The 13057-nt window shown below is 67.7% G+C and carries 10 protein-coding genes; 7 read left to right on the top strand and 3 right to left on the bottom strand.

The annotated features are described in order from the left end of the window. The first annotated feature begins 50 nt into the window (after positions 1–50). Together KEG57_RS12865 and KEG57_RS12860 are read left to right on the top strand one after the other, a co-directional pair. Positions 51–3035 carry a Kelch repeat-containing protein gene (locus KEG57_RS12865; RefSeq protein WP_272419815.1) on the top strand — a complete coding sequence of 995 codons (2985 nt, stop codon included), beginning with the start codon at positions 51–53 and terminating at the stop codon, positions 3033–3035. A gap of 267 nt (positions 3036–3302) precedes the next feature. Continuing rightward, positions 3303–4871: a hypothetical protein gene (locus tag KEG57_RS12860; RefSeq protein ID WP_272419816.1), complete on the top strand. Its 1569-nt coding sequence runs from the start codon at positions 3303–3305 to the stop codon at positions 4869–4871. 25 nt (positions 4872–4896) lie between these two features. Here KEG57_RS12860 and KEG57_RS12855 read toward each other — a convergent pair whose 3' ends face one another. Further along, positions 4897–5196 carry a KTSC domain-containing protein gene (locus tag KEG57_RS12855; RefSeq protein ID WP_272419817.1) on the bottom strand — a complete coding sequence of 100 codons (300 nt, stop codon included), beginning with the start codon at positions 5194–5196 and terminating at the stop codon, positions 4897–4899. Between the two features lie 171 nt (positions 5197–5367). Next, the gene (locus tag KEG57_RS12850; RefSeq protein ID WP_272419818.1) at positions 5368–6228 is read right to left on the bottom strand and encodes an MBL fold metallo-hydrolase; all 861 of its coding nucleotides are present in this window, start codon (positions 6226–6228) and stop codon (positions 5368–5370) included. Positions 6229–6323: 95 nt separating this feature from the next. On the opposite strand from KEG57_RS12850, the gene KEG57_RS12845 reads away from it, so the two are divergent. Then, positions 6324–7046 carry a SecDF P1 head subdomain-containing protein gene (locus tag KEG57_RS12845; protein WP_272419819.1) on the top strand — a complete coding sequence of 241 codons (723 nt, stop codon included), beginning with the start codon at positions 6324–6326 and terminating at the stop codon, positions 7044–7046. Positions 7047–7447: 401 nt separating this feature from the next. Here the strand turns inward: KEG57_RS12845 and KEG57_RS12840 are convergent, their stop codons facing one another. After that, positions 7448–7819, bottom strand: coding sequence for a helix-turn-helix domain-containing protein (locus KEG57_RS12840; RefSeq protein WP_272419820.1), 372 nt, complete (start codon positions 7817–7819; stop codon positions 7448–7450). 252 nt (positions 7820–8071) lie between these two features. Between KEG57_RS12840 and KEG57_RS12835 the strand changes: the two genes are divergently transcribed. The 4 genes from KEG57_RS12835 to KEG57_RS12820 all read left to right on the top strand — a co-directional run bounded on the left by KEG57_RS12835 (position 8072) and on the right by KEG57_RS12820 (position 13055). Further along, positions 8072–9415 (top strand): erythromycin esterase family protein, encoded by a 1344-nt coding sequence (locus tag KEG57_RS12835; protein WP_272458503.1) that lies wholly within the window; start codon positions 8072–8074, stop codon positions 9413–9415. A 57-nt stretch (positions 9416–9472) separates the two neighbouring features. Next, complete coding sequence (gene glf, locus KEG57_RS12830; RefSeq protein WP_272419822.1) at positions 9473–10597, top strand: UDP-galactopyranose mutase; 1125 nt, start codon at positions 9473–9475, stop codon at positions 10595–10597. Positions 10598–10797: 200 nt separating this feature from the next. Then, positions 10798–12270, top strand: coding sequence for an alkaline phosphatase family protein (locus KEG57_RS12825; RefSeq protein WP_272419823.1), 1473 nt, complete (start codon positions 10798–10800; stop codon positions 12268–12270). Further along, positions 12267–13055 carry a hypothetical protein gene (locus KEG57_RS12820; RefSeq protein WP_272419824.1) on the top strand — a complete coding sequence of 263 codons (789 nt, stop codon included), beginning with the start codon at positions 12267–12269 and terminating at the stop codon, positions 13053–13055. Before KEG57_RS12825 ends, KEG57_RS12820 begins: the two co-directional genes overlap by 4 nt. Positions 13056–13057: the final 2 nt, after the last annotated feature.

Raw genomic sequence — 13057 nt, 5'->3', positions numbered from 1 at the left:
CCCGGGTCTTCGATGCAAGCTTTCCGCCTCGCTTCAGGAGATCCACCGCCATGCAATCGATTCGCCCCTACCGGCGCGCTCTCGCCGTGCCGCTCCTCCTGCTCCCGTTCGGCGTTGCCTGGGGCGGCGCGGGGTGCGGCGGCGAGGAGCCGATCGATGCGTCGGGGAGGGCCGGGAGCGCCGAATTCACGCCCGGCGTGATCCTCCGCGAGGCCGCGGCGCTGCGCGAGCGTTTCCCGGCACAGGCGGCGCGGATCCTCGACGCGGACGCGCTCTTCGTCGGCAGCGAGGAGGGTTTTTCCCCGGCGCCGAGCGGCGCGCAAAAGGCGCGCCTGATACGCTCGCCGGCCGTGCCCGGCGAGGCCCCGATCGAGGGGACGCACGCGGAGCCCAGACCTTTGCCGAGCGGGCTTTCCATGCACCTGCCGCGTCGCGCCGAGGATCCTGTGCGCTTCGTGTTGTCCGGCGATGTTTCGGTGCACGTGCGCGAGATCGGCGCGGGCGGCGAGGGATCGATCGCCGCGCACGCGGTCGCATACGGGCGGGCGGACGGGACTTCGTTCTGGACGGTGACGGCGACGGGATACGAGGAATGGTTGTGGCTCGAACGGGGCGTCGCGACGACGGAGCGAGCGGCGGTCGCGTGGACGATCGAGGGCGCCGAGGTGCGGCAGGCGGGAGACGCGGTGAATCTCGTCGATGGACGCGGCATCACGCGAATTCGCGTGACGGCGCCGGAAGCGTTTGCGGCTTCGGGGAAGCCCGTCGCGGCGCGGCTCGTCGCGCGCGGCGAGACGATCGAGCTTTGGGTCGACGCGAACGGTGAGGAGGTGCTCGTCGATCCGGTCTGGACGCCGGCCACGGCCCTCAATGCGATTCGGGCCTATCACACGACGAGCCTGCTCCCGAGTGGCAAGGTTCTCGTGGCCTCGGGGCACAATGGGATGAATTACCTGACCTCCACCGAGCTTTACGATCCCGCCGCCGGGACCTGGACGTACGCGGGGCCCGTGACCTACGGCCGTTCCGGGCATCAATCCGTCGTCCTCCCGACCGGCCGGGTGCTCCTCACCGGAGGCTGGGACGGCGGCTCGGATTGCCTCAAGGTCACCGAGATCTATACGCCCACGACGAATACCTGGTCCAATGTGGCTCCGCTCGGCGTCGCGCGTTGCATCGTCTCGCTCGCGCTGATGGCCAATGGCAAGGTGATGGCCTCGGGCGGCCTCAACTACAGCCAAGTGGCGCTCGGGTCGGCGGAGGTCTACGATCCGAACACGAACACCTGGTCGCCGACCGGCCCCATGACCGTGCCGCGCGTCAATCATGCGCTTCAGGCGCTCCCGAATGGAAGGGTGCTCGCCATCGGCGGCGCGCCGACCACGAGTTCGTCGACCTATGTTTCCGTGGAGATCTACGATCCGACGACGAACGCCTGGACCGCCGTCGCGCCCATGGATGTGGCGCGCGCGCACCACACGTCGACACTCCTGCCGTCGGGCAAGGTCCTCGTCGCGGGCGGGACGAGCACCTCGAATGGGGCCCTCGCCTCCGCGGAGCTTTATGATCCGGCGCTGGACACCTGGACGTCGGCGGGCGTGATGAGCAATGCGCGGCGCCTCCACACGGCCACGTTGCTCCCGGGCAACCAGGTGCTCGTGGTGGGCGGGTTGCTCCCGGACAATACGTCGTCGGACACCGCGGACATCTACCAGGTTGAGGCGAACACCTGGACCCCGGCGGCCTCTCTCGTCAGCTCGCGTCATCGCCACGGGGCGGCGCCTCTCGGCAATGGCGCGGTCCTCGTCACGGGCGGGCAGCATAACCTCGTGTACATCGGCACCGCCGAGCTCTTCAATGGAGGCAAGCTGCTCGGCGCTTCCTGCGCCGCCGCCCTCGATTGCCAGAGCGGCTACTGCGTCGACGGCGTCTGCTGCGACACGGCGTGTAATGCCGGCACCTGCGACGCCTGCTCCATCGCCGCCGGCGCCGCCACGAACGGCACCTGCGCGCTGTTCACCGGCCCCCTGTGCAATGACGGCAATGCTTGCAGCCAGAAAGATGTTTGTCAGAACGGCGTGTGCGTCGGGATTGACCCCGTCGTCTGTGTCCCACCGAGCGACGTCTGTCACGTGCAGGGCACCTGCAATCCGCAGACCGGCATCTGCTCGAATCCCATCGCCTCGGACGGCACGCCTTGCAGCGATCAGAACGCCTGCACCACGGGAGAGGCTTGCCAAGCAGGGACGTGTATGGGCGGGAGCCCCGTCGTCTGCGCCCCGTCGGACGATTGCCACGAGGCCGGCGTGTGTGATCCAGTGGCCGGCTGCTCGAACCCCGCGAAGCCCGACGGCGCCTCGTGCAACGATGACGATGCTTGCAGCCAGACGGACGTCTGCCTCTCGGGCACGTGTGTCGGGAAGAACCCGGTCGTCTGCCCGCCGAGCGATGCTTGCCATGAGGTCAACGTCTGCAACCCGGTCACCGGGCAATGCTCCGCGAAGGTCATGCCGGAGGGCGTCTCCTGCGACGACGGCAATGCCTGCACGCAGATGGACACGTGCCAGGCCGGCGCATGCCATGGCTCGACCCCGATCACGTGCGCGCCGCCCGACGATTGCCACGAACCGGGCGCCTGCAATCCTGCGAGCGGCGCGTGCTCGTACCCGGCCAAACCCGACGGCGTTTCCTGTCCTGGCGGCGCGTGCCAGGGCGGCGAGTGCAAACCGGACGGCGCGGGCGGAGGCGGAAGCGTGGGCGGTAGCGAGGGCGCGGGCGGCAGCGGGGGCGCGGCCGGTAGCGGCGGAGGCGGCGGAGGCGCAGGCGGCCGCGGAGGCGCAAGCGAAGGCAGCGGCAGCGAAGGCGCGGGCGGCAGCGGCGGTGCGGGCACCGGCGCGGGCGGGAGCAACGTGCGCGTGAGCGGCGGCGGCTGCAGCTGCACGACGAGCGAAACCACGGAGCCCGGTCTTCCGGCGGCAGCGGCGGCGGTCCTCCTCGGGTTTGCCCTGCGGCGACGACGCGGGCGGGCGAGGTAGACCCTTGGGTATGATAGGGTAGTGTCCCGGCGCAAATTCCTTGACAAGGGCGGGTCACATCGCAGACGGTGGCCCGCAATGCGTCCGGACAATCATTTTACAAGGTGGGTTCTCCTTGCCGCCCTTCTCGGGGCCGGCGTGGGGGGGTGTGGGAACAAGGAGGGCGCCTCGGGGGGCGCTGCGCCGGGTGCTTCCGGCGCTCCGTCGGCCGCCGCGCCGGCGTCGACGGGCGCGGCAGCTGCCGCGGGGGGAAGCGAGGGGGCGGCCGTGCAGCCGACCACGCCTCCCTCGACGAAGAGCATCCAGGTCAGCATCAAGGACCTGCAGTTCTTCCACCCGTACTCGTCCGAGCGGGCGATGCCGAGCGTGCGCGACAACGGCAGCTTCAGCACGCGCGACCAGAGCTCGGCGTATGGCCTCGGCGTCATCATCGAGGCGACGAACGACACAGGCGAGGTCCTCTCCGACGCCTGGTTCGAGGGCAGCTTGCGCTTCGTCAATGGCGATCGCGAGGTCGAGTGCAAGTTCAGCCCCGATTCGGTGGGCGACCTCTACAACACGACCTACACGCTCCATTTCAACAACGTCCCCGACGACGCGAAGGCCGATCCGTTCACCGGCGAGAAGCCCTCGGCGTGGCGGAACGAGTCGAGCTCGACGAACGAGGGCGTCTGGCGGCCGGGGGAGAAGATCCGGCTCGTGTCGCGCAAGAACGAGTGCGAATCGGTCGTGCTCGCGGACATGCCGCCCTCGCAGATTCGAGGCCGCATCGTGGTCAAGGCGAACAAGGTGTTCGTGAAATCGTACGCGTCCGTGTTCGACGAGGGCGCGTTCGATCTGGCGCTCGTCGGAGATTCCGTGCGCATTCGCGACAAGGCGTCCGGGCACGTCGCCTTCGTGCCCGTTCGCGAGGAGGCGGAGGGCAATCGGAGCGCGCGGTACAACGTCCTCACGATGACGGCGGCCAAGGACGCCTCGAAGGACGCCCCGTCGGTTCCGCTCTCGCACCTCGAGCTGCGGTATCCGATCCGGTACACGCGGGCGGACATCCTCGAGAGCTCGCCGCTCGAATTCGATCTGCCGCCGCAGTCGATGACCATGCAAATGGTCAAACTCCCGTCCGGGGAAATGGTGCACGCCTCGGGCAACGTCCTCGTGTACGTCAAGGAAAACAAGGTCGTCTACCAGGACATGGCGAAGGCAAAGCTCAGCCTGCTCGGTGTCACCCGCGAGGACGTGCCGGGGTCGATGCCGGCGGTGACGTTCACGAAGAACGAGCTCTCCGGCTCCGTGAAGAGCGCGACGCTCACCGATCACGTGGACGACTCGGCGCTTTCGAAAGGGCAACGCAAGCTCAGCGTGACGTGGAATCTGCACCTGCAGGGCGACGGCATCGATAGGCGCCTGCGTGTTCCGTTCGACATCGCGTCGAGCGAATACGAGAAGGCGGCCGCGGACCTCCAGAAGGTCGACGGCGGGGACGCCGCGGCGGTGGCGGAGGCGAAGGGGGCCGAGGCGAAGGCGAAGGCCGCGAAGAGCGCCGCCGAGACGAAATACAAGAACGGCATGAAGGGCGAGCGCGAGAAGCTCGCGAAGGCCTTCGCGTGCCCCGAGGTGAAGATCGCGACGAACCGCGGGACGAAGAGCCCGTCCAATGGAAAGGCCGTGGGCGAGGCCTGCAAGGCGCTCGTGACGGGCAGCGACGACCTCGAGGTGACGATCACCTACACCCTCGAGCGATACGAGATCCCGGTCGCGCTCGTGTACTCGCTCGGTGGTGATTTCACCTGGAATCCCATCGCGAGCGCGCCCCTGCTCCGTCTCGACGCGCGCTGAGCTCGTCCCTTCCGGCGCTGCCGCTTCAGCAGAGCCGCTCGCACGGGTACTGTCCACGCACGTTCGCCAGGAAATACCTTCCCAGCGAAGGTGCGTGGAGCAGCTCGTCGTGCACCTCGGGGGGCACGCCGCTGTAGCGGTAGAGCCTGCCATCCTTGAATTCGAGGTCGAGCTCGTGCGCTTCGGGGTTGTACCCGACGCTGCGCAGGCTCGTCGACGTCACCGGGACGCGCGGCGGGAAGTCCTCGGCTGCCTCGGTTTCGCACGGACGAACCCAGTCCGCGGGCAAACCCTGATCACCCATGCTGGAGCGGCGGTTCTGCATGCAGACCACGTTCCGCGACCAACGTGCCCGTTCCGGGACGAACTTGCCTGCTCCGTTTGTCGGCGGCTCTCTGGCAAACGGGGTTCGTCAGCGGAAGGAAGCGGTTCGCAGGGGCAAGCGAGCATGCCCCAGGGAATCACGGCTTTTTGGTGGGATCGATGGCGGGAGGGCTCAGGCCGCTCGGCGACCGGGTTCCTTCACGTCGAAGGTGAACGTCTCGCCCCGCGCGAGATACACGACGCGATCTTCGAGGCCGGCTTCGCGTACGGCCTTGACGAAATCCTCGAGCGGCGAGCGGAAGACCGTGTAGTCGTCGTAATGAATGGGAATGGCCTTGCGCGGATCGAGGATCTGGAGCGCTTCGACGCCCTGCGCCGCGTCCATCGTGACGAGCACGCCGAGGATCCTCGTGCCGCCGAGGTGGACGAGCGCGAGGTCGATGCCGGGATACCTGCGCGGAATGGCGCGGAGGTCCTCGTGGACGAGCGTGTCGCCGGAAATGTAGAGCCGGAGCGCGGGGGACTCGAAATCGAGCATCGAGCCCATCGTGTCGGGCAAGAAGCGCGATACCACGGGCGGACCGTGGCGCGCCGGCATGGCCGTGATGCGGACGCGCGACGCGCCTTTCTCCACCACGATCGATCCCCAGCGATCGAGTCCCTCGGCCCGCCCGAACCCCATGCCGCGCAGGGACGCCGCGGCCTGCTCGGTGGTGACGATTGGCAAGGACCGATCGAGCTCGCGCGCCACGCGCCGGTCGAAGTGGTCCTCGTGCAAATGGGAGAGCAAGACGAGGTCCACCGGCGGCAGGTCGGCGAGGTCGATCGCCGGATTGGTTTTTCGTTCCGAGGTCAGGCCATAACCCAGATGAACGTGATCGCCGGCGTGCAAGAAGTTCGGATCCGTGAGGATCGTGAAGCCGGCATAACGCAAGAGCACGGTCGCCGTGCCGACGAAAAAGATGGAGCCCGCGCCCCCGGGATTCTCGGGGCCGGGCGGCAGGACGAGGCGCTTCGTTGGTATCGGTTTCATCCGAGATCCCTGGGGGCGTTCGTCCCGGGGTCAAATCAGGGATGACGGGGGACCACGGTTGACGACGCCCGGGCTCCCGGGATACAAAAACGGTCATGGTCTCCGCTCGCGCTCGAATGATGTTGATCCTCGCGCTCGCCCTGTCGCCGTCCGGTTGCGTGAAGAAGGACGACGCCGTGGACCGCTCGGGCACGCGGCCCGTGACGATGGAGGTCGTCGTGGTCGACGATGACTTCGATCCATTCACGGAGCCCGTGGGCGCGTTGCCCGACGGCGTATCGATACGCCTCGAAACAGCGATCAGGGCGCGTGGGCTTGTGACACAGCATTACGCGATGCTCGTCAAGAAACCGGGCGAGACCGACGCCCAGGCGAAGGAGCGCTTCTCGCCGTGGCTCTCGGCGCAACCTCTCCCGGCCGGGCGCAGGTTCATCGTCGGCGACGTGGTCGAGGAAAACGAGACAGGGGAGCTCTCGCCGATCGGTCTTCGCACGTACGTGCTCACGGGAGAGGCGATCGTCACGCAGGCGAACGTGATCGACGCGAGCGTGCTCGTGGACGACGGAAAGGGGCCGATGCGGCAGCCGGTCGTGATGGTCACGTTCGACGCCGCGGGCGGCGAGCGGTTCCACGAGGCGACGCGTGAGCACGTGAAGGAGCGAATCGCCATCGTCGTGGATGGCAAAGCGATGAGCCTGCCCGTGGTCCAGTCGCCCATTCCCGGCGGGCGGGTATCGATCTCGATGCAGGGGTACGACGAGCAGGCGGTGGCCGAGGCCCAGCGGCTCGCCGCGGGGCTGCGCGGCAAAGCGAAGTGACGCGGGGCGTGAGGCCGCGGCTCGGGGCTCATTCCAAAGTGCGAATGGCGTCGTAACGCATCACGGGGCGGCTCGTGTATGGCCGAGCAGGCAATCACGGCGCACCGCGGCGAGGCGAACGGACGCGAGCGTTTTCGGCATGGCCTCTGCATACCGAGGCACGTCCGGGCGCGAGAGGGCGCGTCCGCGGCATACAGGAGTACGAAGGTGAAGCAGAAATCGAGACCTGACGATCGAAGCGAGCCCGAGGTGCCCCCGAGCGGCCCGCCTCGGGCGCCGGAGGCCGATGCCGAGGGCAACATTCCCCCGAACGCCCTGCATACGCCGACGCCCCCGGAGACGCAGCCCTCGGATCCGAGACATTACGAAAAAATACCCAAGCTGCCCGGAGACCGCTGAGTCTAAGCGCGGGCGCTCGTGCGGCGACGCGTGGGCGCTTGCGCCTCGACCGGAGCGCGCGCCTGCATCTCGCGACGCAGCTTCGGCAGCTCCTTCTTCGGCAACCTGCGCACGATGTCCGCGATCCGGCCTCGATCGTCCTCTTCGGGGAACGTCACGAGATCCATGGGGAGCGCTTCGAGCGCGAGCGCGATGCGCTCCAGCGTCTCGACCGTGATCGCCGCGAGCCCGTGCTCGACGCTGGAAAGATGGCCTTTGGATAGACCACCCGCGTCCGCGAGCTGGGCCAGGGACATGTTCCGCTCGACGCGGAGCGCGCGGATACGGGCACCAATCTTGGAAGTGAAGGGAGCAGCAGTCTTTCTTCTAGGCATGTTCGAGACTATGCCACAACCAAGAGCCCAGCCAAACATGATTTCGTCATTCGCAAGAAGTTTTACTTAGGCGAACATTCTACTGTTCTGACGCGGAGATGCGCCGCATCCAAAGCCTGGATCGCGGGCGCGCGGACCGCGCCGGCGGGCGCGCGAGCAGTGTCGGGAACGCCCGACGCCCGCGCGGACTCCGCACACGCGAGACATCAATGGCAGCTTGTGATTCCGACCATGACGTACCATGACGCGCACATGGCTACGCATGCGCCGCTCCAAGCCGCTCTGCCTCGCACCGTGGCGGCGTGCGCCTTCCCGCTCGAGGGGGCCCGGCACGACCATGATGCATTGCTCCATGCCATCGGGGATTCGACGCTCGTCCTGCTCGGGGAGGCGTCGCACGGGACGCACGAGTTCTACGACGAGCGCGCGCGCCTGACGCGCCGGCTCATCAAGGAGAAGGGGTTCTGCGCGGTCGCCGTCGAGGCCGACTGGCCGGACGCCTATCGCATCAATCGTTTCGTCCGAGGCAGGGGCCCGGACCCCGGGCCGCTCGAAGCGCTCGGCGGATTCGAGCGCTTCCCCGCGTGGATGTGGCGAAACACGGACGTGCTCGATTTCGTGAAATGGCTCCGGCAGCACAACGACGCGCACCCCCACCGCGCCGCCGGGTTCTACGGGCTCGATCTCTACAGCATGAACACGTCGATCGAGGCCGTGCTCGCGTATCTCGACCGGATCGATCCCGAGGGCGCCAAGCGAGCGAGGGAGCGATACGGGTGCTTCGAGGTCTTCGGCCACGATACGCAGGCGTACGGGTATGCGACGAGCGTCGGGATGGCGGAGTCGTGCGAGGACGAAGTGGTCCGGCAGCTCCTGGAGATCCAGCGGCGCGCGCCCGAATATGCCCGCCGCGGCCCGGACGAGGAGGGCGAGGACGAGGCGTTCTTCGCCGAGCAGAACGCGCGCCTCGTGAAGAACGCGGAGCGTTATTATCGCGCGATGTTCCGCGGCGGGGCCGCCTCCTGGAACCTGCGCGACGAGCACATGGCCGAAACGCTCGATGCGCTGCGGGCGCACCTCGAGCGTCGGCGCGGCTCGCCCGCCAAGGTCGTCGTGTGGGCGCACAACTCGCACCTCGGCGACGCGCGGGCGACCGAAATGGCCCGCGAGGGCGAGCTCAACGTCGGCCAGCTCGTGAAGGAGCGTCACCCGGACGTTTTTTCGATCGGGTTCACCACGTATGCGGGGATGGTCTCCGCCGCGTCGGGCTGGGGCGCCGAGGTCGAGCAAAAACGCGTGCGTCCCGCGCGTCCCGACAGCTACGAGGCGATCATGCACGCCACGGGCATCGAAAGATTCGCGCTCCTCTTGCATGATCCGAGGCTCTCGTCGCTCCATACGCAGCGGCTCGAGCGGGCGATCGGGGTCGTGTACATGCCGGCGACCGAGCGGGCGAGTCATTACTTCTACGCGGACCTCGCCTCCCAGTTCGACGCGGTCATTCATTTCGATCTGACACGCGCGGTCGAGCCCCTCGAAAAGACGGCGCGCTGGGAAGCAGGCGAGGCACCGGAGACGTACCCGACCGGGCTCTGAGCCGCCTCGCTCGACGAAGGGGCTTCCCGCTCGCGCAGCGAGCCCTAGGAGGGTTCCATGTTCGACTGGCTGATCGTGGGCGCTGGGTTCGCTGGCAGCGTACTGGCAGAGCGGCTCGCGCGCGGATCCGGCAAGCGGGTCCTCCTCCTCGACAAGCGGCGCCACATCGGAGGCAACGCGTACGACCATTACGACGACGAGGGCCTCCTCGTCCACGCGTACGGGCCGCACGTCTTCCACACGAACTCGAAGGAGGTCTTCGATTACCTCTCGCAGTTCACCGCGTGGCGGCCGTACCAGCACCGCGTGCTCGCGTCCGTGGACGGGCAGCTCGTCCCGATTCCGATCAACCTCGACACCATCAATTACCTGTACAACCTCCGCCTGACGTCACTCGAGCTCGAGGCGTTCTTCGCGGAGCGCGCCGAGAGGATCGCGCACGCGCGGACGAGCGAGGACGTCATCGTCGGCAAGATCGGGCGCGAGCTCTACGAGAAGTTCTTCCGGAACTACGCCCGCAAGCAATGGGGGCTCGATCCCTCCGAGCTCGACGCCTCGGTGACCACGCACATCCCGGTCCGGACGAGCCGCGACGACCGGTATTTCACGGACACGTACCAGGCGATGCCGCTCCGCGGCTACACGCGGATGTTCGAGCGCATGCTCGACCACCCGAACATCAAGGTCATGCTCGGCGTGGACTTCCGCGAAGTGGAGAGATCGATTCCGCACGATCAGGTCATCTACACCGGGTCGATCGACGCCTATTTCGATCATCGTTACGGCCCGCTCCCGTACCGCTCGCTCGAGTTCCGGTTCGAGACGAAGAACGCCCCGATCTTCCAGCCCGCGCCCGTGGTGAACCACCCGAACGAGCACCCCTACACGCGCGTGACCGAATGCAAGTACCTCACGGGGCAGGAGCACCCGAAGACGACCCTCGTGTACGAATACCCGCGCGCCGAGGGCGAGCCCTACTACCCGATCCCGCGGCCCGAGAACGTGGTGCTCTACCGGAAGTACGAGGCGCTCGCCGCGGCCACGCCCGGCGTTCATTTCATCGGCAGGCTCGCGACGTACCGATATTACAACATGGATCAGGTGGTCGCGCAGGCGCTCAAGCTCTACGCGAAGCTCACCGGCCTGCCGCGCAAGCAGACGACCCTCGCGGCCGCGGCCTGACGGAACTTCGAGCGAGCGGTCCCGACGGTATATCGGGCGTTCCGGGAATCTGCGGCTCCACCGGATCGGGCGTTCGACGCCCCCTGCCTCGATATCACTCCATAACGTGAGATCCTCGTATTCCCGGCGGCAGAAAGCCTCCTGCGGGGACGATCGAGCTTGCTCGTCCTCGAAGTCGTGCTGATGTGCCGAGCTTAGGCATGGCACGACGAAATTCATTGCGAGGGCTTGCGGGACAGGTGTCGCGTCGCGCGGCGCTGAAAGGGCTCGGGGCCGGGATCGGCGCCGCGGCGCTCGGGAGCGGGTGCGCGACGGGGCCGGATCGTTGCGAGGCCGGACCCACCGCGCCGGCCGTGGGCCCCGACTTCGATGCCCATGGCGCGCCGACGCCGAGGCGATTGCTTGCTGGGATCGACACGTTCGTGGTCGTCATGATGGAGAACCGCTCCTTCGACCACTTCTTCGGCGCGCTCGCGTTTGATCCCGATTACCCCGCGCGGGACGCCGTCGACGGGCTCGAAGGCGGCGAGGCGAACGAGGACGACGACGGCACCACGATGGCCATGCATCGGGCCGAGGTGGCTTGTGATCACCACGGTCCGCTGCACACCTGGGATGCGGCGCACACGGCGTTCGCCGAAGGTCGAAACGACGGGTTTTTGCGGGCGAACAAGGGTGTCCTGTGGCGGCAGCGGGACGCGATGACGTACCACGATCGGAGCCAGATCCCCCTGTTTTATGCGCTGGCCGATCAATACGTGGTCTGTGACCGATGGTTCTCGTCCGTGCTCGGGCCGACCTGGCCGAATCGGTTTTTCCTGCACGCCACGACGTCCCAGGGCATCACCACGAATGATCCGATCACGGACGGGCCGGCGACGATCTGGGAAAAGCTCGGGAAGGGCTGCTGGTCCTCGAAAGCGTACGCCGCCGGGCCTGCGCACTGGTATCACGCGGGCTTCCGGGGGCGTACGCTCGGGGGGAACGATCCGATGGTCTGCACGCGGGTCGAGACGTTTTTCCACGACGCGCGCACCGGCAACCTGCCGAATTTCTCCGTCATCGACCCTGATTTCTGGTCCTCCGACCTCCACCCGCCGCACAGCCTGGCCCTCGGCGAGGCCCTGGTCGGCAGCATCGTGCGTTCGATGCAGGAGAGCCCGCAATGGGGGCGCTCGCTCCTCATCATCACGTTCGACGAATACGGCGGGTTTTACGACCACGTGCCCCCGCCGACCACGGAGGATCCACGCCCGGCGTTCCGGCAGCTCGGTTTTCGTGTCCCCTCGCTGGTGATCGGCCCGTCCGTTCGCGCGGGCGAGGTCGTCTCCACGCAGCTCGAGCACGTCTCGATCGCGGCCTCGCTGGCCACGCGGTTCGGCATCGAGAGCCTCGGGCCGCGCATGGATGCGGCCGCGGATCTCTCGTCGTGCATCGACCCGGCGAAGGTGGGTTTGCCCCCGGGGCCCATGGGCAGGCTGCCCCGCATCGACATCGATCGGAGGCGCGTGGAGGAGGTGAGCTTCCGTTTTACCAGCCAACCGGGTATCGAGGCGGCGCTCCGCGCGGGCGCCATTCCCCTCGATCGGATCGACCCGCGCTCGCACGAGGAGCGCCTCGGCTCTTTGCTGCGTCACGCACAGGAGTTCGAGGTCGCGAGGGTCTCCGAATGAGGCACACGTTGCTCCACGCTGCCGCGCTCGTGATGGCCCTCGTCGCGGGGGCGGCGCGGGCCGAGGCCGCCGAGGAAGCGGCCGCGCCCGAGGCCAAGCGGCCCCTGATGCTCCCGCCGCTCGCGCGGAACATGGTGCGCGTGCAGGGCACCGTGCGTCCCTTCTTCAACCTGATCGGGCCGGGCGGGGGCGCGATCGGGGATCTCTCGGTCGAATATTACTTCCAGCGACCCTTCAAGCTCGGCTTCGAGCTCTCTCCTTTCGCGTTCGTCCTCGTCCCCGAGGGGCCGGGCACGATCGTGCATGCCCGCGTGCGCGGAGCGTTCTCCTCCGATTACGTCGAGGTCGGCCTCGGAATCGGGGGGCGAATGCAGTATTTCGGCCCGAGTGGCCTCTCCGTGGCGCCGGCGATGCGGCTCGGCAGCCTGGACGGCTTGAATCTACGGGCGGAGATGGGGTATTCGCTGATCCGCAACTATTACACGCGGCAGACGCAGTTCGCGCTGTCGCACGTGACGGGCGGCCTCGACGTCCCGGTGACGCGACGATTGGCGCTCACCCTGGACGGCGGGTATGGGCTCGACCTCTGGGCGTATGCGACCCTGGGCGCGCGGCAATGGATCACGGGGCGCGGCGAGCCGGGCTCGCTCGCGATCGGAGCGTCCGTGGGGGCCGCGTGGGTGGTCGATCGATTTCCCTGTCAGTATGGCGACATCGACCCCTGCCGCGGGGCCGCCTGGGGCCTCGGGCCGACGATTGCCGTTCGGGTCGATCGGAGATTCTGAAG

It is taken from the genome of Polyangium jinanense, from assembly GCF_028435365.1.
The sequence above is the reverse complement of the archived record's forward strand: the minus strand, read 5'-3'. Positions and strand labels throughout refer to the sequence as shown.